This window comes from Novosphingobium aromaticivorans DSM 12444 (assembly GCF_000013325.1).
Classification (GTDB): domain Bacteria; phylum Pseudomonadota; class Alphaproteobacteria; order Sphingomonadales; family Sphingomonadaceae; genus Novosphingobium; species Novosphingobium aromaticivorans.
Window position 1 is genome coordinate 1,010,826 of record NC_007794.1, and the last position, 23,461, is coordinate 1,034,286.

Consider the following 23,461-nt stretch of genomic DNA (forward strand, 5'->3'; position numbering starts at 1 on the left):
TAAGCGTTAGACCAGCCCGAGCTTTGCCAGTTCCGAGGCGATCTGCGCGGGCAGCACTTCACCAGCCTCGCCATCGGCGAGGTCGGCTGGGGCATCTGCCTCTTCGAGGTAGCGCCAGCCCTGGTGGGCGCGGCGGGGCTTGGGGTGGACGTCTATCAGTTTCGTGCTGACGACGATGTTGGTGTAGCCGTTTTCGGCTTCCTCGAAAGCGACGATCTCGGACCGGGCCACGAGCTGGTGCTTGTGAATCCAGTAGAGCGAGCCGCCGATCATCTCCTCGGCGCGCTTGGGCCGGTTGCGCGTGGTGAGACGCGCGACCTTGGCGCCGCCGCGACGACCCGAATCCGAGAACCATTCGTGGATTTCGGCGAGCGACTGGGCGCCGTAGGCAACCTTGGTCATGTTGAGGGGCATGATCTTCTTCCGAACTAGGCCAGACCGCTCAGCACGGCGAGGCCGAGGAACGAGAAGAAGCCCATGACATCGGTCGCCATGGTCACGAATACGGCCGAAGAGACAGCCGGGTCTACCTTGAGGCGGTCGAGCGTGACCGGGACCATGATCCCCGCAAGGCCCGCCACGAGATTGTTGATGACCATGGCCGCGCCGATCACCGAGCCGAGCAGCGGATTGCCGAACAGCAGGGCCGTGCCGCAGCCGATCAGCAGGCCGAGCGCGGTGCCGTTGGCGGCGGCGATGCGCAGCTCGCGCAGGATCATGCGGATGGTGTTGGAGCTGGTTAGCTGGTTGGTGGCGATGGCGCGCACGACCACAGCGAGCGTCTGCGTGCCGGCATTGCCCCCCATGCCCGAAACGATCGGCATGAGCACGGCAAGCAGGGCGAGCTTTGCGATCGCTCCCTGGAACAGGCCCACCACCGACGATGCGACGATCGCCGTACCGAGGTTGACCACGAGCCAGGTAAGGCGCGTCTGCACGGTCAGGCGGATCGGCTCGTTGATGTCGCCATCGCCTGCACCCGACAGGCGCAGGATGTCCTCGCTCGCCTCTTCCTGGATGATGTGGACGATATCGTCGACGGTAATCTGGCCGACGAGGCGGCCGGATTCGTCGACCACGGCGGCCGAGATCAAGGCGTACTTCTGGAAGCGCAGCGCGACTTCTTCCTGGTCCATCGTGACCGGGATCAGCGTCTGGTCGCGCTTCATCACGTCGGCCAGCGGCACGCTGCGCGGCGCGCGCAGTATCCATGAGAGGCTGCAGGTGCCGACCGGGTGGTGCTTGTGATCGACGATGAACACTTCCCAGAACTCGGTGGGCAGTTCGTCGTCGCGGCGTAGGTAGTCGATGAGATTGCCCACGGTCATCGCCTCGGGCACCGCGATCAGATCGCGGCTCATCAGGCGGCCGGCGGTCTCTTCCGGGTAGGACAGCGCCGATTCGATGGCGGCCCGGTCTTCCGGCTCCATCTCGGCAAGGACGGCCTGCTGGTCCTCCTCGTCGAGATCCTCGATCAGGGCGACGGCATCGTCCGTCTCCATCTGCTCGGCAAGGTCGGCGACTTCCTCGGGCTCGAGCGCTTCGACGAGCAGTTCGCGGACGTGATCGTTCAGTTCGGCGAGGACCTCGCCGCCCATCAGGTCGTTGATCGCGCGGGCGAGAACCACGCGGTCGTTCTGGTCGATCAGTTCGAAGAGGTCGGCGATGTCGGCCGGATGGAGCGGTTCGACGAGGTTGTAGACGGTCTCGTCGTCGCCTGCCTCGAGCGCTTCGGCGACCTTGCGCACAAAGCCCGGGCGCAAGGTGTTGTCCTGTTCGTCGAGGCTTTCCGAATGGCGCGAAGGTTCGACCGGCGCGGGGATATCGTCCGCGTCGGGAGCGAGGGATTCGATGAGGTCCTCGTCGCGCTCCATTGGGGCGGGTTAGCCACTGGGACGCCAATTGCAACCGTCTGGCAGACCTATGCGTGACTTTCTTGTCCAACCCCTTATATCCCCCGTCAAACAGGAAGGAATTGCGACAAATGGCTGATGAAAAACTGGTCCTCTCGCTCGACTCCGGCGATGTTGTGATCAAGCTGCGCCCCGATCTGGCCCCGGGCCATGTGGAGCGCATCAAGGAACTCGCGAACGAGGGCTTCTACGACGGCGTGAAGTTCCACCGCGTGATCCCCGGCTTCATGGCGCAGGGCGGTTGTCCGCAGGGCACCGGCATGGGCGGTTCGAGCAAGCCGGATCTCAAGGCCGAATTCAACGACGAACCGCACGTGCGCGGCGTGTGTTCGATGGCGCGCACCAGCTATCCGCACTCGGCCAACAGCCAGTTCTTCATCTGCTTCGACGATGCGCGCTTCCTCGACAAGCAGTACACCGTCTGGGGCCAGGTCGAGAGCGGCATGGAACACATCGACGCGCTGCCCAAGGGCGAGCCGCCGGCAAACCCGGGCGTGATCCGCAAGGCGAGCGTTGTCGCCGCCTGATCGGGATTACCCGTTGAAATGAAAAGGGGCGGGGCCGATGGGCCGCCGCCCCTTTTCATTTCATGCGGACAGGCGGCGTACAGCCTCGTCCTGCGCGATCAAAGGCAGGAGGGCGGCCATTTCCGGGCCGTGGTCGTGGCCGGTAAGGGCCTGACGCAGGGGGAGGAACAGGGCCTTGCCCTTGCGGCCGGTGCCGTCCTTGAGGGTCGCGGTGAGGGCGCGCCACGGATCGGCGGACCAATCCAGCGAGGCGGCGGTTTTGGCGGCCTGCGCGAGGAAGGCGCGCGTTTCATCGTCGAAGGTCGGGGCGGTGACGGGCCCCGTCACCACGTTCCACCAGTCGCGCGCCTCGTCGATGTGGGCGAGGTTGGGGCGGATCGCTTCCCATGCGGCCTCGCCCATGCCCTGTGGCAGGAGGTGTGCGACGCGGGCATAAGGCAGGCGATGGACGATCTGCGCGTTGACGCGGTGGAGATCGGCCTCGTCGAAACGGGCAGGTGCGCGGCCGAAGCGGGACAGGTCGAAGCTGGTTGCAAGGGCCGCGGCATCGAGCGCCGCGTCCACCGGGTCCGAAGTGCCGAGGCGGGCGAGAAGCGCGACGATGGCCTCGGGTTCGATGCCCTGTTCGCGAAAGTCGGCCATGCCGAGCGCACCGAGGCGCTTGGAGAGCTTGCCTTCGCTGCCCGTCAGCAGGGCTTCGTGGGCGAAACGCGGCGGTTCTGCACCCAGCGCCGTGAACATCTGGATCTGCGTTGCGGTGTTCGAGACGTGGTCCTCGCCGCGCAGGACGTCGGTGATGCCCATGGCGATGTCGTCGATGGCCGAGGGCAGCATGTAGAGCCACGAGCCGTCCGCGCGGCGGATGACGGGGTCGGACATCTGCCGGGGGTCGAAGCTCTGGGGCCCGCGAATGCCGTCGTCCCAGGTGATCGGCTGGTCGTGGTCGAGGAGGAAGCGCCAGTGCGGCCTTTCGCCTGCCGCAGCCTTTGCGGCGTGGTCCGCCTCGGTCAGCTTCAGCGCGGCGCGGTCATAGATCGGGGGCAGGCCGCGACCGAGCAGGATCTTGCGCTTGAGATCGAGTTCCTGCGCGGTTTCGTAGGCCCGGTAGATGCGTCCCGCCTCGACCAGACGCTGAAATTCGCGCTCGTAGAGTTCGGTGCGCAGCGACTGGCGTTCCTCGCCATCGGGGATGAGGCCCAGCCACTGGAGATCCGCGCGGATGGATTCGACGTATTCCTCGCGGCTGCGCTCGGCGTCGGTATCGTCGATGCGCAGGAGGAAGCGGCCGCCGGTCTTCTTCGCCAGCAGCCAGTTGTGGAGGGCGGTGCGGACGTTGCCGACATGGAGCTTGCCGGTGGGCGAAGGCGCGAAGCGGGTTACGGTGGCCATGCGCGCCGCCCTATCGCGCCAGGGGCGTTTGGGGAAGGGTCAGGCCGCGGGGATAAGGGCAACCGCGTGCAGCGTCGCCTCGTACAGCGCATCGTGGCGGCCAGCGCGGACAAAGCCAGCGATGGCCTGGGCGAAGGCATCACGGTCCGCTGCCTTGGCCGAGCGGACGAGAGCGGCCAGCGTCGTCTCGTCGGGCGTCATCGCGAGGCAGCAGGGGCGGTTGACCATGAAGGGTTCGGGCCAGACCTGCTTGATCGTGGAGACGAGGCCGTGGACCGCGCAGGCCGCCTCGACGCTGCGGTAGCGCTGGGCGAGGTCGGGCACGGGATCGCGGCCCGCGTTCTCGAACAGGGCGCAAAGCCGCATGGCCATGACCATGTGCAGGCCCGAGAGCGAGAGGCCCCTCACGTCCTGCGGACGGGCCATGCGGTCGATCAGGGCGGCGAAACGGGCAGTGGAGTCGCTGGCGGACATGAGCTTCCCTTCTTGCGAGCGATTCGCAGGTTAGAAGCGGCTGATCGCCGGGTCAATGCGAATCGTTCTCATTTAGGTTCAGCGCCGCCGTGCGAATCTCGCGGTCCCGCCGGTGCTGCGACGTGCGGTGCGAGCGCCAGCGCATGGCCATGCCGGTCACCGACAGGATCATGCCGGCAAGCAGGCAGACGAGCATGAAGGGATCGTCCTGCGCCGACTTGAGGGCGGGTATCCCCAGAAGAACCACGCTGATCGTGGATGTGAGATAGCCCCCGCCCTTCAACCTCGACGCCTGCCGCATTGTTCAACCTGTCCTGAAACCGTGGGTGATGGGATAGCGCCGGTCGCGCCCGTAGTTGCGGGCGCCCAGCTTTACGCCGGGAGGAGCCTGGCGCCGCTTGTATTCGGCAAGGTTCAGCAGGCGTTCGATGCGCGCGACGGTATCGCGCTCGAACCCTTCGGCAACGATCTGGTCCACGCTCTTCTCGTTCTCGACCAGGCCCTGCAGAATTGCGTCGAGCACGTCGTAGGGCGGGAGCGAATCCGAATCCTTCTGGTCGGGGCGCAGTTCGGCGCTGGGCGGCTTTGTGATGATCCGCTGCGGCATGACCGGACCGTCGGGGCCGAGCCCGATCTTCGGCCGATGGGAGTTGCGCCACTCCGACACCGCGAAGACGGTGGTCTTGTAGGCGTCCTTGAGGGGATTGTAGCCGCCGTTCATATCGCCGTAGATCGTGGCGTAGCCGACGCTCATCTCGCTCTTGTTGCCGGTCGTGACGAGCATCGGGCCGAACTTGTTGGACAGCGCCATGAGCGTGACGCCGCGGATGCGCGACTGGATGTTCTCTTCGGTGAGGTCAGGCTGCCGGCCGGCAAAGACGGGAGCGAGCATGCCGTCGAACGCGTCCACGGCGGGGCCGATCGGAACGGTATCGAGGCGCACGCCGAGCATCCGGGCACAGCCTGCCGCATCATCCAGGCTTTCCTGCGAGGTGTAGCGGCTGGGCAGCATCACGCACCACACGCGATCAGGGCCAAGCGCGTCGACCGCGATGGCGGCGCAAATGGCGGAATCGATGCCGCCCGAGAGGCCGAGGACCACACCGGGGAAGCGGTTCTTGTTCACATAGTCGCGCAGGGCCATGACCATGGCGCAGTAGATGTCCTCGGGATGCTCCGCGAGTTCGTGGACTTCGCCGGCCTCGCACCGCCAGCGGTTGGCATCGCCGAAATCGCTGCGGTGCCACACGGTCGTGACGACCGATTCTTCCCAATCAGGCATCTGCACCCAGACAGCCCCTTCCGGCCCGACGACGAAGCTGGCCCCGTCGAACACGATCTCGTCCTGGCCGCCGACGCGGTTGACATAGGCAAGCGGGATGCCGGTATCGATCGCGCGGCGCTTGGCCACGCCGTCGATGCGCAGCACGTCCTTGTCGATCTCGTAAGGGCTGCCGTTGATGCAGATGAAGATTTCCGCGCCCAGTTCGGCCAGGTGGCGGCAAACGTCGGGGTGCCAGATGTCCTCGCAGATCGGCAGGCCGAGCATCGCGCCCTTGAACAACACGGGTTCCGGCAGGGGGCCGGGCAGGAAATAGCGCTTCTCGTCGAAAGTGCCGTAGTTGGGCAGCTCGTACTTGAAGCGGGTGGCGGCGACGCGGCCGCCCTCGAGCAGCGCGACGCCATTGTGAAGGGCGCCGTCGCGCACGAAGACCGAGCCGACGAGCATCGCTGGCCCCCCGTCGGCCGTGACCCTGGCCAGCTTTTCGAGTTCCGCCGTCGCGCGTTCGACCAGCGCGGGCTTCATGATCAGGTCTTCCGGCGGGTAGCCGATGAGTTGCAGTTCGGGGAAAACGATGAGATCGGCGTCCCGCGCCCTTTCGCGCACGGCGAGCATGGCCGCGACATTGGCGGCAAGATCGCCAACCGACTGGTTGAGCTGGGCGAGGGTTATCCTGAGCGTATCGACCATGAGCGTTACGTAGGCTTCAACGCCCGACCACCGCAAGAGTTGCAAACCTGTCATCTTGGGCTAAGGGCCGCAGGGGATCGAATCCGAGGGAATCGCACGCATGAAGATCATGGCCGGCAACTCCAATCTGCCGCTCGCCCGCGCCATTTCGGCCTATCTCGAAATGCCGCTGACCGACGCCAGCGTGCGCCGCTTCGCGGACGAGGAGGTTTTCGTCGAAATCCACGAGAACGTGCGTGGCGAAGACGTGTTCGTGGTCCAGTCGACCAGCTATCCGGCGAACGACAACCTGATGGAACTACTGATCTGCATCGACGCGCTGCGCCGTGCATCGGCAAAGCGCATCACGGCGGTGGTTCCGTATTTCGGCTATGCCCGCCAGGACCGCAAGCCGGGGCCGCGCACGCCGATCTCGGCAAAGCTGGTGGCGAACCTCATCACCCAAGCCGGCGCCGACCGCGTCCTGTCGGTCGACCTTCACGCCGGGCAGATCCAGGGCTTCTTCGACATCCCGACCGACAACCTGTTCGCGGCGCCCGTCATGGCCGCGGACATCCAGACGCGCTATGGCGCGCAGGAACTGATGGTCGTCTCGCCGGACGTCGGCGGCGTGGTCCGCGCCCGCGCGCTGGCCAAGCGGCTCAACAACGCCCCGCTGGCGATCGTCGACAAGCGCCGCGACCGGCCGGGCCAGTCCGAAGTGATGAACATCATCGGCGAAGTGAAGGGGCGCATGTGCATCCTGATCGACGACATCATCGATTCGGGCGGTACGCTCTGCAACGCGGCGCAGGCGTTGATGGATGCGGGCGCGGTCGGCGTTTCCGCCTACATCACGCACGGCGTCCTTTCGGGCGGCGCGGTTGCGCGCGTGGCTGGGTCGGCGCTCAAGGAACTGGTCATCACCGACACGATCATGCCGACGGAAGCCACCGCATCGTGCGACCGCATCCGCGTGTTGACGATCGCGCCGCTGATTGGCGAGGCGGTCCGCCGCATCGCCGATGAAAGCTCGGTGTCGAGCCTTTTCGACTGAGAGCGCTGATCTGGCGGATGACGTGTTAAGGGGCCGGAATTCCGGCCCCTTTTCATTTGGCGCGCTGCAATTGCAGTTCCAGGCCCTTGCGGTCGGTCTGGAGCCAGTATTCCGCGATCTTCCCGGCCTCGACGCGATAGACGACTGAAGTCAGCTCGGTCAGCGGCGCGCCCGTGGGCGTTTCACCGTCCAGCGAACCAAGGTGATGCCCGTCCTGCCGCCAGCGGACGAAGACCTTGTCTTCGTCGGAAATAAATTCCTGTATCGTAAAGGAAAAGTCTCCGAACAGCTGGCGGAATTCCTGCACATGTCGTGCATAGGCCTCGGGGGAACGGACGACTACGCTTTCGCCTTCGGCAGTGACCTGATGGGCGCGTACTTCGGGCGCCAGGTAGTTCACGGTTTTCTCGGGAGCGCGGCCGGAACGGACTTCGTCGAGAAACCCGCGGACAACCGCAGCCGCCGTCGGGGCGGGCGAGGCACTGGCTGCCTGCGCGAAGGCAGGAAACAGGACGAGGGGAAGAAGCAGGTTGCGCATCATGGCATTGGTCCTTTTATATGGCAATTGCCATACTATAATGATCGCCATATAACGGCGAGGTGTTTTACGGACAAGGAGTCTTCGGTGCCCAGGAAAAGCGACGCACGCGCCAAGGCGATTGCCACTGCGGAACGGCTTTTCTGCACGTCGGGGTATGCGGCCACCGGTCTCGCGCGCATCCTTGAGGAGAGCGGCGCACCGAAGGGATCGTTCTATTTCCACTTTCCTCGCGGGAAGGCCGAACTGGCCGAGGAAGTGATCGAAGCCTACCGCGCCCGCACGACCGCCCTGTTCCGCGTGCTGGTCGAACGGGCGAAGGGTGACCCGCGAGCCTTCGTGACCTCGTTGGCGCAGGGCATCGCTGGCGAGATGGAACGGTCGGGCTGGTCCATGGGCTGCGTGGCGATGGCATTGGCGCAGGAAGTCGCGCCTGCCGATGCGGCGCTCACCGACGCATTGGAGCGCGTGTTTGCCGAATGGGCGAGAATTATGGCCGAAGGCATCCGGCGTCCGGACGAGGTGTCCACCGCCGCCGAGGTGCAAACGCGGGCGCTGGCGCTTCTGGCAGCGCTGGAAGGTGCGCGGGTGATTGCCCGGACCATGCGTTCAAGGGAGCCGTTCGAAGCCGTGGTCCACCAGTTTCGCTGTAGCGGACTCATTCCCAGGGTTTGATGTCGCCGGGTGCTAGCCTGCGGATGATTTCGAGGCGGCGGGTCTGGCGCGTCTCGAGGCCGAGCGTCATCAAGGGCTGCGGGCGTTCGACGAACTGCCGCGGGCTCATGCCGAACAAGGCGGTAAATTCACGGATCAGGTGGCTCTGGTCGTAATAGCGAAGAGCCAGCGCCTCGGCCTCGGCCTGATCGGCAACGCCGCGCAGGTGGCTGGCCATGTCGAGCGCACGGGCGCGGCGAAGCACCTGCTTGGGCGGCATTCCGAAGTCGCGGCGAACGATACGCTCGAGCCTACGCTGGTCGACGCCCAGTTCCTCGGCGAGTCGTCCGACCGTCACGGTCGGATCCGCGAAGGCGGCAGCTTCGAAGCGGGCGGAGACAGGGTCCGGTTCGCGCACGGCGCGGTGCGCCACGAGCGAGCGCATTTCGCGTTCCATGGCCTGGACCCATTCTTCCGGCGAGGCGTCCGGTTCGAACATGTCGATCCAGTGCTGCTCGGGCATGGACAGTTCGGTGAAGGTCGCGATCCGGTCGGTCAGCGTGGAAATTTCCGGGCCGCGCAGGGCATGGCACACCCCAGGCCGCAGGAACACGCCGACGCTGACGAAGCTGCCGGTGACGGTGATCGGCATGCGCTGCGAATGCGGGCCGAAAAGCATCGCGGCGCGCTTCGATTCCTTCACGCCATCGGCCGTCGTTGCGTGCCAGTGGCCCTGCAATTGCACCCTTATGCAGGCAAAATCGCTCAACAGTCCGCAATCGAGGCGGTGTTCGGGCGGCGCTCCGACGATCGTGACGTAGAAGCGGCCCACCCACCGTTCGAGATCCGGCGCGGGCGCGCGGCTGTAGGATATGGGTTGCCCGTCGCGCGTGGCGTTGGGTGAGACAATGGCGCGGTCTACGGCCGGCCGGTTGCTGCGGTTCATCTTTCTGCCCCTACGACAATCCTCGCCGGTGGTAGCGTCCCTGAGCCTTACCGCCTGTGCGGACTGTCACGCCTTAACTAAAGATGGAACGCGTAGATTGTCCAATACGGATTTGGTTAAGCGCAATTGACGTTCGGGGGCCGGGGAGGGCACAGGCAGGACATGAAACTCGACCAAGACATTGCCCTGGCGATGCGGCTCGCCGATGCGGCGGCTGCCGCCATCCGTCCTCATTTTCGCACTGTCATCGCAGAGCGGAAGGGCGATGCGACGCCCGTGACACTCGCGGATCGCGCGGCGGAAGAAGCCATGCGGCGAATTCTTACCGCCGAAGCGGCGCGCGACACGGTGATCGGCGAGGAATTCGGCGCGACGGCGGGGACCTCGGGCCGTAGCTGGGTGCTCGATCCCATTGACGGTACCGCCGGCTTCCTGGCCGGCCGACCGATCTTCGGCACGCTGATTGCCCTCGTGGTGGAAGGCTTCCCCGTGCTTGGCGTGATCGACCAGCCCATCACCGGGGAGCGGTGGATCGGCGCGACCGGGATGGCCACCACGCTGAACGGCAAGCCGGTGCGCACCCGCCCTTGCCGCGAACTGGCCGAGGCGACGCTGGCGACGACTGGTCCGCACTATTTCGACGACCATGACGGCGGACACTTCATGGGCCTGGCCGCCAAGACCGACCACAGGCGGATGGTCATGGGCGGCGATTGCTACAACTATGCCATGCTTGCCACCGGGCAGCTCGACGTGGTGTGCGAGGCCAACCTCAAGCTGCACGACTGGGCTGCGCTGGTGCCCATCGTCGAGGGAGCCGGGGGAACCATGGCGGACTGGAATGGCGATCCGCTTCACGCCGGATCGGACGGCCACGTGATCGCTCTGGGCGATCCGGCGCGTCTCGACGACGTTGTCGAGGCCTTGGCCTGCGGTCATTGACGACTCCATGCGCAGTCGGTTGTTCTTCTTCTACGGAACGCTGACGCAGGACCATGACACGGTGATGAACCGGCAGATCCTGCCCTTTCTTCAGGGCGGGCGACCGGGATTCGTGCGCGGCAGGCTTCTGGCGCTGCGCGCGCCCGGGGGATGGTATCCGCTGCTGGAAGAAGGGGCGGGCCGCGTGTGGGGCAGGCTCTATCGTGCGGGACCAGGTTTTTCGGCGCGGCATTTGCGGATGCTGGACAGCTATGAGGCTTACGATCCTCGTCGCCCTTCGCGCTCGGAATATGTGCGCAGGCGGGTTCGGGTGACGGTCAGGGGCGAGGCTGCTGTCCTTGCCGAGGCCTATGTCCACAATCGGCCCGCCCATTGCGGGCTGCGCGTGGTTCCGGGCGGGAATTTCGCCGGGCGTGCGGCGCGGCTTAGGCTGAAGGTCTGGGGATCGGAGGCCTAGCGGATCAGCAATTCGACATCGCGGATCTCGATCACCGGGACTTCCCAGGGATGTGCGGCCATCAGCGCGGCCAGCGCGGGTTCGATGTCCGAACCGGCCGGGGCATAGGTCGTGAGGATGGCGGTGGGCGAGAGCGCCGCGCTTCCGGCGGTGCCCAGCGCGGGGTTGGCGGCGGCCCCCGGCGTGAAGCTTTCCCAGCCGAGCCCGATTTCGACCACGCCGCCATAGAGCGCGAAGTCGCCCAGCGGATTGTCCGCGCGGATTATGGCAAGGATGGCGGCGGCGGTTTCATCCAGCTCGATCGCGGAGGCATCGCCGGCGAGCATTGCTGCCAGCGTCGCGGCAGAGACCGGGCAATGGATCTTGACCGCGATGGCCGCGCGGCGTGCGAGCGTCAAAGCCCCGCCTTCAGCATCCAGTCGTGGAACAACCGGACCGGGCGCGACTGGAGCGCGCGGGGACGGCAGACGAACCAGTAGGAATAGGGGCTGTCGACATCGATGTTGTAGAGACGCGCGAGGCGCGGATCATGGCTGCGATGATAATGGTCGTCGTGCATGATCGCGATGCCGAGGCCCTGCGCCGCCGCTTCGAGGATGAGCTGGCCCGAATCGAAATGGTCGATGGCTGCTGGTTCGAGCTTTTCGAGGTGCAGCGCCTTCTTCCATGCCTCGAAGCTCATCGGCAGGTCGTTGTGAACGAGGAACGTCTGCTTCGAGAGCTTGGCGATGTCCGGCTTGTCGCCCAGTTCGTCGGCCAGTTGCTTCGAAGTGATGGCGTGGACACGGTTGTGATCGAGGCGCACCGAATGGAGCGAGGCGTCCGGTCCTTCGGAAAGGACGATGGCGGCATCGATCGTGTCGCCCAGCTTGGTTTCGGCGGCGTGGCCGGAATCGATGTCGATGTGCAGTTGCGGATGCAGCTTGCGCAGTTCGCCCAGGCGCGGGAACAGGCGCTGGCTGCCGAACAGCGGAAGCACGCCGAGGCGAAGACGCATGACCTTGCCGGTATCGATCAGGCGATCCACCCGGTCGGCCATTTCATCGATCAGCGGGGCGACGGCATCATAGAGCTGCTGGCCCTCGTCGGTCAGCTTGAGCGCCTGGTGCTTGCGTTCGAACAGCGGCTTGCCGATGAATTCCTCGAGCGCGCCGAGCCTGCGCGACAGGGCCGAAGGGCTGAGCGCGAGTTCCGCCGCCGCGGTCTTGGCCGAACCCGCGCGCACGACGCGAATGAACGCCTCGAGCGAGCGCAGCGGGGGCAAGCGGCGGATCATCGTTATTCCTCGTCAACCGGTTCGGCCTGCGGCGCATGGAGCCTGAGGCGCGTGAGGCGACGTTCGTCGCCACCCGTGACCTCGATGCGCCAACCGCTGGCATGTTCGAGCACGCGTCCGACAGGGGGGACCTCGCCCGCGAGTACCACGGCCAGACCACCCAGCGTATCCACGTCTTCCTCGACTTCCGCAAGCCTCCGGTCAACCGTTTCGGCTACGTCGTCGAGTTCGGCGCGGGCGTCCGCGTCCCAGGTGTCGGGATCGATTCGGCGGATCAGTTCCTCAGGCGCATCGTCGTGTTCGTCCTCGATCTCGCCGATGATCTCCTCGACCAGGTCTTCGATGGTGATGATGCCATCGGTGCCGGAATACTCGTCGATGACGACCGCCAGGTGCGTGCGGCTGGCGCGCATGTCGGCCAGCACGTCGAGCGCACCGCGCGCCTGGGGCACGAACAGCGGCTGGCGCATGAGGCTCGTCCAATCCTTTGGCGGAGCCTTGCCGGACAGGGCCATGCCGGCGACGATGCCGAACACGTCCTTCACGTGGATCATGCCCACGATCTCGTCGAGCGATTCGCCATATACCGGCAGGCGGCTGTGGCCATGCTCGGCAAAGGCGGAAATCAGCTCCTCGAATGTCGCGGATGCAGGGACTGCCGTGATCTCGCCGCGCGGGATCGCCACGTCGTCCGCGTCGTGCTCGCTGAAGTGGAGCAGGTTGCGCAGCATCTGGCGCTCGAGCGGGACGAGGTCGCCCTTGCTGGCGCCTTCGTGATGAGGTTCCCCTTCGTGCTCGTCGATCGCTTCCTCGATCTGCGCGCGCAGCGACTGGTCATGGTCAGGCCCGCGAAAGAAGGCCCGGATCGCGCGCCACAACGCGCGACTGCTACTGTCTCCGTCACTCGACCGGCTTTCGCCGGCAGAGCCGTTGCCCTCGGGCACTTCGAATTCCCCCTAAGTGGTCAGTCTTCGACCGCATATGGGTCGGCGATGCCCATGAGCGCAAGCGCCTTCCGCTCCAGATTCTCCATTTCCTCGGCTTCGGCCTCGCCAAGCTCGTGGTCGTATCCGGCAAGGTGGAGCAATCCATGCACGACGAGGTGGGTGGCGTGGGTTTCGACGGACACCCCCTTTTCCGCCGCTTCGCGCGTGCAGACGCCGTGGGCGAGGATCATGTCGCCAAGCATGCCGGGCGCGCCTTCGTCGGCCGCGGCGTGGAGCACTTCCTCGCGGCTGAGCATGGGGAAGGACAGGACGTTGGTCGGCTTGTCCTTGGCCCGCCATTGCTTGTTGAGGGCGTGGACCTCGTCGTCGTCGGCCAGGACGACACTGACCAGCAGGTTCTCGTGGGCGAGTTCGGGCGCGACCTTGGCGGCGGCTTCCGCGGCGCGGCTGGCAATGTCCTCCCAGTCGATCGCGTCGCCCCAGACGGGGTCGATGTCCATTTCGAGGATGGGCGCACTCACGCGTCGCGGCCTTCGTTCTTGCCTTCGTATGCCTCGACGATCCGGCCGACGATGGGGTGGCGCACGACGTCTGCCGTGCTGAAGCGTACCGTTGCGATCCCTTCGACGCCTTCGAGGCGCTGGACGGCGTCGTTGAGCCCGCTTGCCCCGACACCGCCGGGAAGGTCGACCTGCTTGGGGTCGCCGCAGATGACCATGCGGCTGTTCTGGCCGAAGCGGGTGAGGAACATCTTCATCTGCGCGGGCGTGGTGTTCTGCGCCTCGTCGAGAATGACGAATGCGTCTGCCAGCGTGCGCCCGCGCATGAAGGCGATCGGCGCGATCTCGATCTCTCCGCTGGCCATGCGCCGCTCGACCTGTTCGGGCGGCATGCAGTCGTAGAGCGCGTCGTAGAGCGGGCGGAGATAGGGATCGACCTTCTCCTTCATGTCGCCGGGCAGGAAGCCCAGCCGCTCTCCGGCCTCGACCGCCGGACGGGACAGGATCAGTCGCTGGACCGAACCGGAGATGAGCTGCGCAACGGCCTGGGCGACCGCGAGATAGGTCTTGCCGGTACCAGCCGGCCCCAGCGCGAAGATCACGTCGTTCGAGATCAGCGCCTTCATGTAGTCGATCTGCGTCGGGGAACGCGGAATGATCGTCTTCTTGCGGGTGCGGATCATGATAGGCGGGGCACCGCCGGGCGCGCCGGTGATGATCCCTTCTAGGGTGGGCTCGACGCTCATCGCGATGAGGGATTCGACCGCGCCGGAATCGAGGTCCTGGCCTGAGAGAAGGCGCTGGTGCATCCCCTTGAGGACGTCGCGCGCACGGGCGACGGAATCTTCCGGACCTTCGATGAGGACGCGATTGCCGCGCGCCGAAATGTAAACTCCCAACCGGTTCTCGATCTGCACGAGATTGGTGTCGAACTGGCCGAACAGGGCGCCGAGGACGGTCTGTTCATCGAATTCGACTTCAACGCGGGCGCGCCTGTGAAGATCGGGGCGATGCTGCTCCGGGCGATGGTGCGCCTCGTCGGCGCGGGGGAGTTTTCGGGCCATGCGCTCCTGTCTGGTTGGGCCCTTACGGACAAGGGCCTGACAAGAGAATAGGTATGGATATTGCCGGCGCAAGCGCCGCGCCGACTATTCCACAGACCAATTGGACGAAGCGTTCGGCAGGGTGTCTTTCAGGCAGGGGCGCGGTTCAGGCCAGGCGCCCGGAAATCGAGTTCGGCCCGGCCTCGATCAGTTCCACTGTGACCATGTCCCCGATTTCCGCCTCGCCGGAAAAGTGCACCGATTGGAGCCAGGGCGATTTGCCGAGCCACTGGCCGGGATGCTTGCCCCGGCGTTCGACCAGAACCTCGCACGTCTTGCCGACGCTGGCCTTGTTGAAGGCGAGTTGATCCCGGTTGAGCGCGGCCTGGAGGCGCTGGAGGCGTTCGTCCATGACGGCGACGGGAACGTGGTTCTCCATCGTCGCCGCCGGAGTGCCGGGGCGGGCGGAATACTTGAAGCTGAAGGCCTGAGCATAGCCCACCGCATCGACCAGGCGCAGCGTGTCCTCGAATTCGGCGTCGGTCTCGCCGGGGAAACCGACGATGAAGTCGCCCGAAAGCGCGATGTCCGGCCGCGCGGCGCGGATGCGTTCAAGCAGCGCCATGTAGCTGTCGGCGGTATGGCTGCGGTTCATCGCCTTGAGCACGCGGTCGTTACCGGCCTGGACGGGCAGGTGCAGGAACGGCATCAGCTTTTCGAGTTCGCCATGCGCGGCGATCAGGCCGTCGGTCATGTCGTTGGGATGGCTGGTGGTATAGCGGATGCGCTTGAGGTCTGGTTCGGCGGCCAGCGCGCGGGCAAGACCGTCGAGCCCGATGGGGCGGCCCTTGTCGTCCTCGCCGGCCCAGGCGTTGACGTTCTGGCCGAGCAGCGTGATCTCGCGCGCGCCGCCTGCGACGAGCAGCTTTGCCTCCTCTACCAGATCGGAGAACGGCCGGCTGATTTCGGCCCCGCGCGTATAGGGCACGACGCAATAGGTGCAGAACTTGTCGCAACCTTCCTGCACGGTAAGGAACGCGGTCGGCGCAGACTTGCGGCGCTTGGGCAATGCCGCGAACTTGGCCTCGGCGGGCATGTCGGTTTCGGTCGAGCGCTTGCCGGCAGCAGCGTCGGCGACCATTTCGGGCAGGCGGTGATACGACTGCGGGCCGACCACGACCTTTACGCTTGGCGCGCGGGCCATGATCTCCTCGCCCTCGGCCTGGGCGACGCACCCCGCCACGGCGATGAGCGGGGCAGAGCCGTCCGCGCGGCGCAGGCGACCGATGTCGGAATAGACCTTTTCGGTGGCCTTTTCGCGGATGTGGCACGTGTTGAGCACGACCAGGTCGGCATCGTCCCCGTCCCCTGCGGCCGACATCCCTTGCGCCGCAAGTAGCTCTGCCATGCGCTCGCCGTCGTAGACGTTCATCTGGCAGCCGAAGCTTTTGACGCGGAACGTCTTGGGAGATGCGGAGGAAGGTGCGGAGGAGGACATGGGCCGCGCCGATACTGGATTTGGCGAGGCTTGGCTACCTGTTGCGGCCCATCGCGGCGAGGATCCGTTCACGCGAGGCAGTTGCCATCAGTTTGCGGCTGGCGGTTTCTTCGGGCTGGAGTGGCGCAAGGAAATGGACCGTGACGGGCAGTGACTTTCGCCGTGCGAGGATCTTGAGGAAGTTGTCGAGACCGTGTTCGTCGCCGACCCATGCCATGTCTGCAACGTCTGGTCCGTAATCCAGCCAGACCGGCTGGATCGCGATTCCCGGCGGCGGGGGATCGAGCGCGGACAGCAACGACGATTTGAAAGGCAAAAGGCTGCGGCCGTCACTGGTGGTACCTTCGGGAAAGACCGTCAGCGCCCCGGTATCGGTCAGGGCCGCGCGGACCTGTTCGACCTGGGTGTGGACCGAACGGCGGTCGTGCCGTGCGACGAAGACGGTGTCGTTCATGTCGCACAACCACTTGAGCAGGCCGTGCCCGGCAAGCCCGGAATGCGCCACGAACGCGCTGCCACTGGCGCCGGCGATGACCGGAATGTCGAGCCAGCTTACGTGGTTGGCGAGCAGGAACGCGCCCTTGCGGCTTGGCGCCCCCTCGACCTTGACGCGTGCGCCCGCAGCCCATCCGATGCCGCCGAGGAACAGGCGCGGCCAAGGGTTGTGCAGGCGAAGGATGCGCCAGACATAGTAGAGCGGCACGCAGGCCAGAAGCAGCAGAACCATCGCCAGCAGTCGCCGCGCGATGCGCAACCGGCCGGCCAGCGAAATGACCGGCTTGCTTATGGCATCAGCCGTCGCGTTCAAGCTTGACGCCGTAAAGCTCCATGCGGTGATCCACCAGGCGATAGCCCAGCTTCTCCGCGATCTGGCGCTGGAGCTGCTCGAGTTCGGGATCGACGAATTCGATGACCTTGCCGGATTCGACGTCGATCAGGTGATCGTGATGCGCCTCGGGCGTCGCCTCGTAGCGGGCGCGGCCGTCGCCGAAATCGTGACGGTCGAGAATGCCCGCCTCTTCGAAGAGGCGCACGGTGCGGTAGACCGTGGCGATCGAGATGCGCGGGTCGATGGCTGACGCGCGTTCGTGCAGCTTCTCCACGTCGGGGTGGTCGTCGCTTTCCGACAGGACGCGGGCGATCGTCCGCCGCTGGTCGGTGATGCGAAGGCCGCGCTCTGCGCAGAGGGCTTCGATGTCGATGGCCTGGTGCACGTAGGTCCTACAAAAACAATTCGGCCCGCCGATCTATAGTCGGGCGGGCCGAATCTTCAACCGCACGCTATACGATTGCGCGCAATCCTGTGGGGCGCGTGGATCAGGACGCGGCCTTGCGCGCGCGCTTCGGCGCGGGCTTGCGGCCGAGGCCGATCTTCTTGGCCAGTTCGCGGCGCTTCTCGGCATATGCCGGCGCGACCATCGGGTAGTCGGCAGGAAGGTTCCAGCGAGCGCGATACTGTTCGGGGGTCATGTTGTAGCGCGTTGCAAGATGACGCTTGAGCATCTTCAGTTTCTTGCCGTCTTCGAGGCAGACGATGTGATCGTTCTTCACGGAAGAGCGGATCGAAACTGCCGGTTCCGGCGCCGGTTCTTCGGCGGGTGCTGGCTGATCCAGTCCGGCGAGCGCCGAATAGACATTCGTGATCAGCGTGGGCAGGTCGCTCACAGCCACGCTGTTGTTGCTGACATGTGCTGCGACGATATCAGATGTGAGCGTGATGAGCGTTTCACGCATGTCGTTCTGGATTTCAGTCATTGGGATGCGACCTTCTCTTTTGGCTCAATTGAGCAAATGCATGTCCGAGTCTTTGGGTAGACCTGTAGCGACATTCGCAGTAGTCGTTATTTTGCTTAGAAACAACCGGAATGGGTGCTTCATTACGGACATTGTCGCAAGTTTCGTGCGCCAAATGGCAATCCAGGCTTAATCCGAAAGTATGAGTTCCTGGCTGATCGCGTCTATCCGCGTTCCCGCAGGCGTGCGGTAATATGCTGGTCTAACACCAATTTCTTGAAACCCGTGACTTGCGTAAAGGAAGCTGGCGGGGTTGTTGCGGCGCATCTCCAGGAAGATGCGCGAAATGCCATTCGCCCGCGCTTCCAGAATGAAACGCTGCAATAACTTATGCCCGAGTCCCTGTCTGCGGTGTGCGGGCGCGATTGCGAAGAGCAGCAGCTCTTCTTCGTCGAGTATGCTTCTGCCAAGAAAGAAACCCGCAGTATTGGTCTGCGATCCGAAATCGGCCGAACCATCAGGGGCGATCAGGCCGTAGCGACAATTGCCGACGACAAGCGCGTCGGTTACTTGCCGCCTGTTCCATGCTTCGCCGAACTCGGCAGGAAACGCGGCGTCCATCACGGACATGATGCGGTCGATGTCGTCCATGGGTGCGATCATCGTTGTTCTGGCTATTGGACCTGGGCGGGAAGCTTTGCGTCCGGCGCCCGGCCATAGCTTGGCCGTGGGTCGGAATGGAATGCGGCGGGCGCAAGGAGCACGGACCGCCGCGCATCGGGCAATATGTCGAGCGCGATGGCGTCCGGTCGCAGGGCGCCAAGCGCCAGTGCCTGGCTTCCCGCGACGAGAGGGGCGGTGCAACGGCCACGGGCTTCGTCCGGATGCAGCGAGGCGAGAGGCGAAAGCGGCGCAAGTTGGGCCGAGAACGACTGGAAGAACCATTCGCCATGGCCGCCGGTCATGCATACGTCGATGGGCAGGCCGGGACGCGCAGACGCAGCCATCGCGGCAACAAGCGAGAGGCTTTCGTAGCCTTCGATCCGGGCGCCCCACGCCATGGCCAATGCGCGCGCGGCGGCAAGGCCAACGCGGATACCGGTGAAGCTGCCTGGTCCGACATCGACGGCAATTGCCTCGGCACGGCCGTTTCCGGGAAGCGCCGCGATCATGGGGACAAGCCGTTCGGCATGGCCACGGCCGAGTTTGATGCATTCCCCGGCGACAAGCTCGCCGTTGTCGATCAGGGCGACCGAGCAGTTTTCCGTCGCGCTGTCGATTACGAGCCTTCGCATGCGATCGGGACCGGCCTCAGGCGGCGCGGACTTCGCTCACTTCGGGGACGTAGTGCTTGAGCAGGCTCTCGATGCCGTTCTTGAGCGTCGCCGTGGAGGACGGGCAGCCAGAGCAGGCGCCCTGCATCTTGAGATAGACCACGCCTTCGCGGAAGCCCCTGTAGATGATGTCGCCACCATCGTTTGCGACCGCAGGCCGCACCCGCGTCTCGATCAGGTCCTTGATCTGGTCGATGATGTCAGCATCGGCCGGATCGTCGGCGAAGTCTTCGTCGGCATCGGCAGGAACCACGATCCCGCCGGCAGAACCGGGAGCGAACAGCGGAGCCTGCGCAACGAAGTGGTCTAGCAGCAGCGAAAGTACCTGCGGCTTGAGATCCGCCCAGGCGACGCCGGGGGCGGCAGTGACGGACACGAAGTCACGCCCGAACAGGACGCCGGTCACGTCGCCAAGGTCGAACAGCGCCTGTGCAAGGGGCGATGCCTCGGCCTCTTCGTGCGATACGAACTCGCGCGTGCCGGACGCCATCACCTGCTCGCCCGGGAGGAACTTGAGCGTGGCGGGATTGGGCGTGGTTTCGGTCTCGATGAACATGATTCGCATGTAGGCCGCCGACGGGCGGGGTCAAGTGGACGAAAGTCGCTGGTTTGCGTGATGCGGTACGCATTTCCCGAATTTTTGTTGCAGTCCGCATGGCGCGGGAACCTGCGTCCGACTAATGACGGGTCATGACCAACTTCGCCCTGGCGCTTTGCCGCATCGCTCCCGTCCTCGTCCTCTCGGCCGCGGTGCCGGCCATTTCGGCTGCTCCCGCCAAGGCGCCCGTGGCCTCGGCCCAGGCCATCCCGTTGCCGCTGAACCCCGTGATCGCGGGACCGCAGCGGCTGTGCACCGCCAAGACCGCGAGCGGACTGGGCACGATGGGGCTGAAGGCCGTGGAAGGCGCGAAGCCCGCCAAGGGCGACTACGTGCTGGTCAACTACATCGGTTATCTTGCGACGAACGGCGAAGTGTTCGACCAGGGCATGCAGGCCGCCTTCCCGGTGGAAGGCGTGATCCCGGGTTTTTCCGAAGGGCTCCAGATGATGGCCAAGGGAAGCACGTGGCGCTTCTGCGTTCCGTCCCCGCTTGGGTATGGCGCGGAAGCTTCGGGGCCGATCCCGGCCAACTCGGACCTCGTCTTCCAGGTCGAACTCGTCGACTTCAAGACCGCCGCCGAAGTGGAGGCCATGCGGGCCGCCGCCGCCTCGGCCCAGCCCGGTGCCGAAGCGCAGCCTGCCACCCCGCGCTGATCCAGCCGGAACTGGCAGGTCTATTCACTGGTCCTTCATCGGAAGGCTTCCTATAGTCGGGCGATGCGAATTCGTACCACGCGCGCCCGGCGCATAGGCCTGCTTCTCCCGCTCCTGCTGCTGACTGCCGCGCCGATTGCGGCGCGCGCACCGGAAAGCGCCGGCGTTCCCTGGCTGTACAAGGGGTCGGACGTTCCGCAGGACAAGGCCTGGACTTTCGGCGTCCTGCCCAACGGCATACGCTATGCCGTGCGCCACAACGGCGTCCCGCCCGAGCAGGTCTCCATTCGCGTCCTCGTCGATGCCGGCTCGATGTACGAGACCGAAAGCCAGCGCGGCTATGCGCACCTGATCGAGCACCTGACCTTCCGTGAATCGAAATACCTCAAGGAAGGCGAGGCGATTCCGACCTGGCAGCGCCTTGGCGCGACCTTCGGCAGCGACACGAACGCCGAGACCAGCCCGACGCAGACCGTCTACAAGCTCGACATCCCGAACGCGACCGATGCCAAGCTGGACGAGACGTTCAGGCTCCTGTCCGGAATGATTACCGCGCCGATCTTCACCGACCACGGCGTGAAGACCGAAGTCCCCATCGTGCTTGCCGAAATGCGCGAGCGCACGAGCCCGCAATCGCGCGTGCTGGACGAGACGCGTGGCCTGTTCTTCAAGGGGCAGCTTCTTGCCTCGCGCAATCCCATCGGCACGGTGCAGACGCTCGAGGCGGCGAACGCGGCCGCGGTCAAGGCATTCCACGACAAGTGGTACCGGCCCGACAACACCGTGATCGTGGTCGCCGGCGATGCCGATCCCGCTGCTCTGGTGGCACGGATCAAGCAGTCGTTCGGCGGCTGGAAGGCCACCGGCAAGAAGCCGCTTCAGCCGGATTTCGGCAAGCCTCTGGCGCCTGCCGGTGCGGACCCGAAGAATCCGGTTGGCGAGGCAAAGGTGCTCGTCGAACCCGATCTTCCGCGCATCATCAACTGGGCGATCCTGCGTCCATGGGTCAAGGTCAACGACACGATCCAGTACAACCAAGGGCTGATGATAGACCGGCTGGCGCTGGCCTTGATCAATCGCCGGCTTGAAGCCCGCGCCCGGGGCGGCGGCAGCTATCTGGTCGCATCGGTTGACGAGATGAAGCAGGAACTGTCACGCTCGGCCGATGCTACGGTCGTGACCGTGACACCGCTTGGCGAGGACTGGAAGGGCGCGGTCAAGGACGTGCGAGCGGTCATTGCCGATGCCCTTGCCACGCCCCCCTCGCAGGAGGAGATCGACCGCGAGGTCGCCGAGTTCGAGGTGGCCTTCAAGGTCTCGGTCGAGACGCAGACAACAATCGCCGGATCGAAGGCGGCGGACGACATCGTCAATGCTGTCGACATCCGCGAGACAGTCGCCAATCCCGACACGGTCTACGACATCTTCAAGCGGTCGATCCCGCTGTTCAGGCCCCAGGCGGTGCTCGATCACACGCGCGGCCTGTTCAAGGGGACGGTCGTCCGTCCGCTCATGATCACGCCGAAGGCCGGGGAGGCCGACGAGGCCTCGCTTCGAGCAGCGCTGACGGCCCCGGTCGATGCCGCATCGGGAAGCCGCGTCGCGGCAAACGGCCTCAAGTTCTCGGACCTGCCGGCTGTCGGCGTGCCCGGCACGGTCGCCACGGCGCGGCCGATCGGCTTGCTCGGCATCGAGCAGATAGAACTGTCTAATGGGGTCAAGGTCCTGCTCTGGCCGAACGACGCCGAGCCGGGCCGGATCATCATCAAGGCGCGCTTCGGTGGCGGCTATTCGGCCATCTCCCCGCAGGACGCGGTCTATGGGCCGCTCGCGGAGGTGGCGCTGATGGACAGCGGCATCGGCGAACTCGGGCGCGACGATCTCGATCGCCTGGCCACCGGCCGCAAGCTCAGCCTCGATTTCGACATCGACGATACTGCGTTCGTCATGTCCTCGGACACGCGCCCGGCGGACCTTCAGGACCAGCTCTATCTCATGGCGGCCAAGCTTGCGATGCCGCGCTGGGACCCGAACCCGGTGCTGCGCGCCAAGGCGGCGGCGAAGCTCCAGTACGAAAGCTACAACTCCGCCCCGATGGCCGTGCTCAACCGCGACCTGACGTGGCTGCTGCGCGATGGCGATCCGCGTTATGCCACGCCCAACCCGGCGGAGCTTGACCGGGCGACCCCCGAAGGCTTCCGCAAGACCTGGGAGCAACTCCTTGCGCAGGGGCCGATCGAGATCGACATGTTCGGCGATTTCACGCGCGAACAGGCGCTTGCGGCGCTTGAAAAGACCTTTGGCGCGCTTCCGGCGCGACAGCCGGCGCCTGCCTCCACGCTGGCGCCGTCGATCCCGGCGCACAATGCCGAACCCCTTGTGCTGACGCATCGCGGCGATCCCTCGCAGGCTGCCGCTGTCGTTGCATGGCCCACGGGCGGGGGGCAGGCGGGGGTCCGCGAGAGCCGCCAGCTCGAGATTCTCGCCCAGATCTTCAACAATCGCCTGTTCGACGCGATGCGCGAGAAGGTGGGGGCGAGCTACGCGCCGCAAGTGGGATCGAGCTGGCCGCTTGATCTGCCCTCGGGCGGCTATATCGCGGCGACCGTGCAAGTGCGTCCGGGCGATTTCGAGACCTTCTTTGCCGCGGCCGACAAGATCGCCGCCGACCTCGTCGCCACGCCTCCGACTGCCGACGAGATCGCGCGCGTTACCGAACCGCTCAAGCAGCTCATCACCCGCGCCAGCACCGGCAACGGCTTCTACATGTTCCAGCTTGAAGGGGCCGCCAACGATCCGCGCAAGATCGCCGCGATCCGGACCATCCTCAACGACTACAGCCAGACCACGCCTGAACGGATGCAGGCGCTGGCCGAGCGTTATCTGCGCAAGGACAAGAGCTGGCGGCTCGAGGTGGTGCCGGAAAAGGCGGGGCAGGCGACGCCCTGAGGCCGGATTGTGCCGGCAGGCCAACGCCTTCGCCGCATGATTGCGGCGCGGGCAAGGCTTCCTTTGCATTTCTTGCCC

General features: G+C 65.4%; 27 protein-coding genes. 7 read left to right on the forward strand and 20 right to left on the reverse strand.

Translation table 11 applies throughout. From position 1 onward, the window contains the following. Positions 1 to 6: 6 nt before the first annotated feature. Both SARO_RS04815 and mgtE read right to left on the reverse strand, forming a co-directional pair. Complete coding sequence (locus tag SARO_RS04815) at positions 7 to 414, reverse strand: DUF1489 domain-containing protein (protein WP_011444623.1); 408 nt, start codon at positions 412 to 414, stop codon at positions 7 to 9. Positions 415 to 428: 14 nt separating this feature from the next. Beyond that, the gene (gene mgtE, locus SARO_RS04820; RefSeq protein ID WP_011444624.1) at positions 429 to 1,874 is read right to left on the reverse strand and encodes a magnesium transporter; all 1,446 of its coding nucleotides are present in this window, start codon (positions 1,872 to 1,874) and stop codon (positions 429 to 431) included. A 110-nt stretch (positions 1,875 to 1,984) separates the two neighbouring features. Here mgtE and SARO_RS04825 point away from each other — a divergent pair, with 110 nt between their 5' ends. Then, positions 1,985 to 2,440, forward strand: a complete 456-nt coding sequence (locus SARO_RS04825) for a peptidylprolyl isomerase (RefSeq protein WP_011444625.1) — start codon at positions 1,985 to 1,987, stop codon at positions 2,438 to 2,440. A gap of 60 nt (positions 2,441 to 2,500) precedes the next feature. Here SARO_RS04825 and gltX read toward each other — a convergent pair whose 3' ends face one another. Genes gltX through SARO_RS04845 form a run of 4 tightly spaced genes read right to left on the reverse strand, consistent with a single transcriptional unit; the run spans position 2,501 to position 6,275 of the window. After that, the gene (gene gltX / locus SARO_RS04830; RefSeq protein ID WP_011444626.1) at positions 2,501 to 3,829 is read right to left on the reverse strand and encodes a glutamate--tRNA ligase; all 1,329 of its coding nucleotides are present in this window, start codon (positions 3,827 to 3,829) and stop codon (positions 2,501 to 2,503) included. 39 nt (positions 3,830 to 3,868) lie between these two features. Beyond that, positions 3,869 to 4,303, reverse strand: a complete 435-nt coding sequence (locus SARO_RS04835; protein ID WP_011444627.1) for a hypothetical protein — start codon at positions 4,301 to 4,303, stop codon at positions 3,869 to 3,871. Positions 4,304 to 4,355: 52 nt separating this feature from the next. Further along, positions 4,356 to 4,604: a hypothetical protein gene (locus tag SARO_RS04840; protein WP_011444628.1), complete on the reverse strand. Its 249-nt coding sequence runs from the start codon at positions 4,602 to 4,604 to the stop codon at positions 4,356 to 4,358. 3 nt (positions 4,605 to 4,607) lie between these two features. Then, positions 4,608 to 6,275 carry an NAD+ synthase gene (locus SARO_RS04845; RefSeq protein ID WP_041550151.1) on the reverse strand — a complete coding sequence of 556 codons (1,668 nt, stop codon included), beginning with the start codon at positions 6,273 to 6,275 and terminating at the stop codon, positions 4,608 to 4,610. Positions 6,276 to 6,375: 100 nt separating this feature from the next. On the opposite strand from SARO_RS04845, the gene SARO_RS04850 reads away from it, so the two are divergent. Then, positions 6,376 to 7,311: a ribose-phosphate pyrophosphokinase gene (locus SARO_RS04850; RefSeq protein ID WP_011444630.1), complete on the forward strand. Its 936-nt coding sequence runs from the start codon at positions 6,376 to 6,378 to the stop codon at positions 7,309 to 7,311. A gap of 52 nt (positions 7,312 to 7,363) precedes the next feature. Here the strand turns inward: SARO_RS04850 and SARO_RS04855 are convergent, their stop codons facing one another. Beyond that, positions 7,364 to 7,852: an ester cyclase gene (locus tag SARO_RS04855; protein ID WP_011444631.1), complete on the reverse strand. Its 489-nt coding sequence runs from the start codon at positions 7,850 to 7,852 to the stop codon at positions 7,364 to 7,366. An 84-nt stretch (positions 7,853 to 7,936) separates the two neighbouring features. On the opposite strand from SARO_RS04855, the gene SARO_RS04860 reads away from it, so the two are divergent. Continuing rightward, entirely contained in the window at positions 7,937 to 8,524 is a 588-nt protein-coding gene (locus SARO_RS04860; RefSeq protein ID WP_041550153.1) for a TetR/AcrR family transcriptional regulator, read from the forward strand. Here SARO_RS04860 and SARO_RS04865 read toward each other — a convergent pair. Then, positions 8,508 to 9,449: a helix-turn-helix domain-containing protein gene (locus SARO_RS04865; RefSeq protein ID WP_011444633.1), complete on the reverse strand. Its 942-nt coding sequence runs from the start codon at positions 9,447 to 9,449 to the stop codon at positions 8,508 to 8,510. The two genes, SARO_RS04860 and SARO_RS04865, sit on opposite strands and share 17 nt — an antisense overlap. A gap of 162 nt (positions 9,450 to 9,611) precedes the next feature. Between SARO_RS04865 and SARO_RS04870 the strand changes: the two genes are divergently transcribed. Together SARO_RS04870 and SARO_RS04875 are read left to right on the forward strand one after the other, a co-directional pair. After that, positions 9,612 to 10,391, forward strand: coding sequence for an inositol monophosphatase family protein (locus SARO_RS04870; RefSeq protein WP_011444634.1), 780 nt, complete (start codon positions 9,612 to 9,614; stop codon positions 10,389 to 10,391). Between the two features lie 7 nt (positions 10,392 to 10,398). Then, a complete protein-coding gene (locus SARO_RS04875; RefSeq protein WP_011444635.1) occupies positions 10,399 to 10,848 on the forward strand; it encodes a gamma-glutamylcyclotransferase family protein in 450 nt (149 codons plus the stop codon). Here SARO_RS04875 and SARO_RS04880 read toward each other — a convergent pair. From SARO_RS04880 to SARO_RS04935, 12 genes are all read right to left on the reverse strand, one after another. After that, the gene (locus tag SARO_RS04880; protein WP_011444636.1) at positions 10,845 to 11,246 is read right to left on the reverse strand and encodes a hypothetical protein; all 402 of its coding nucleotides are present in this window, start codon (positions 11,244 to 11,246) and stop codon (positions 10,845 to 10,847) included. The genes SARO_RS04875 and SARO_RS04880 overlap by 4 nt on opposite strands. Continuing rightward, positions 11,243 to 12,124: a LysR substrate-binding domain-containing protein gene (locus SARO_RS04885; protein ID WP_011444637.1), complete on the reverse strand. Its 882-nt coding sequence runs from the start codon at positions 12,122 to 12,124 to the stop codon at positions 11,243 to 11,245. The genes SARO_RS04880 and SARO_RS04885 overlap by 4 nt, the downstream gene beginning before the upstream one ends. Before the next feature lie 2 nt (positions 12,125 to 12,126). Beyond that, positions 12,127 to 13,068, reverse strand: a complete 942-nt coding sequence (locus SARO_RS04890; RefSeq protein ID WP_011444638.1) for a hemolysin family protein — start codon at positions 13,066 to 13,068, stop codon at positions 12,127 to 12,129. Between the two features lie 20 nt (positions 13,069 to 13,088). After that, positions 13,089 to 13,592, reverse strand: coding sequence for an rRNA maturation RNase YbeY (ybeY, locus tag SARO_RS04895; protein ID WP_011444639.1), 504 nt, complete (start codon positions 13,590 to 13,592; stop codon positions 13,089 to 13,091). After that, a complete protein-coding gene (locus SARO_RS04900) occupies positions 13,589 to 14,635 on the reverse strand; it encodes a PhoH family protein (RefSeq protein WP_011444640.1) in 1,047 nt (348 codons plus the stop codon). The genes ybeY and SARO_RS04900 overlap by 4 nt, the downstream gene beginning before the upstream one ends. Positions 14,636 to 14,780: 145 nt before the next feature. Then, positions 14,781 to 16,112, reverse strand: coding sequence for a tRNA (N6-isopentenyl adenosine(37)-C2)-methylthiotransferase MiaB (gene miaB, locus SARO_RS04905; RefSeq protein WP_011444641.1), 1,332 nt, complete (start codon positions 16,110 to 16,112; stop codon positions 14,781 to 14,783). Between the two features lie 34 nt (positions 16,113 to 16,146). Continuing rightward, entirely contained in the window at positions 16,147 to 16,920 is a 774-nt protein-coding gene (locus SARO_RS04910; RefSeq protein WP_011444642.1) for a lysophospholipid acyltransferase family protein, read from the reverse strand. Next, positions 16,904 to 17,326 (reverse strand): Fur family transcriptional regulator, encoded by a 423-nt coding sequence (locus tag SARO_RS04915; protein WP_011444643.1) that lies wholly within the window; start codon positions 17,324 to 17,326, stop codon positions 16,904 to 16,906. The genes SARO_RS04910 and SARO_RS04915 overlap by 17 nt, the downstream gene beginning before the upstream one ends. A gap of 103 nt (positions 17,327 to 17,429) precedes the next feature. After that, complete coding sequence (locus SARO_RS04920; RefSeq protein WP_011444644.1) at positions 17,430 to 17,867, reverse strand: MucR family transcriptional regulator; 438 nt, start codon at positions 17,865 to 17,867, stop codon at positions 17,430 to 17,432. Positions 17,868 to 18,035: 168 nt separating this feature from the next. Beyond that, entirely contained in the window at positions 18,036 to 18,497 is a 462-nt protein-coding gene (locus SARO_RS04925) for a GNAT family N-acetyltransferase (protein WP_234007410.1), read from the reverse strand. A 23-nt stretch (positions 18,498 to 18,520) separates the two neighbouring features. Next, a complete protein-coding gene (gene tsaB / locus SARO_RS04930; RefSeq protein WP_011444646.1) occupies positions 18,521 to 19,141 on the reverse strand; it encodes a tRNA (adenosine(37)-N6)-threonylcarbamoyltransferase complex dimerization subunit type 1 TsaB in 621 nt (206 codons plus the stop codon). A 16-nt stretch (positions 19,142 to 19,157) separates the two neighbouring features. Continuing rightward, entirely contained in the window at positions 19,158 to 19,736 is a 579-nt protein-coding gene (locus SARO_RS04935) for a NifU family protein (RefSeq protein WP_041550731.1), read from the reverse strand. Between the two features lie 134 nt (positions 19,737 to 19,870). Here SARO_RS04935 and SARO_RS04940 point away from each other — a divergent pair, with 134 nt between their 5' ends. Then, positions 19,871 to 20,434: an FKBP-type peptidyl-prolyl cis-trans isomerase gene (locus SARO_RS04940; RefSeq protein ID WP_011444648.1), complete on the forward strand. Its 564-nt coding sequence runs from the start codon at positions 19,871 to 19,873 to the stop codon at positions 20,432 to 20,434. A 63-nt stretch (positions 20,435 to 20,497) separates the two neighbouring features. Beyond that, positions 20,498 to 23,383, forward strand: coding sequence for a M16 family metallopeptidase (locus tag SARO_RS04945; RefSeq protein WP_011444649.1), 2,886 nt, complete (start codon positions 20,498 to 20,500; stop codon positions 23,381 to 23,383). The last annotated feature ends 78 nt before the right edge of the window (positions 23,384 to 23,461 follow it).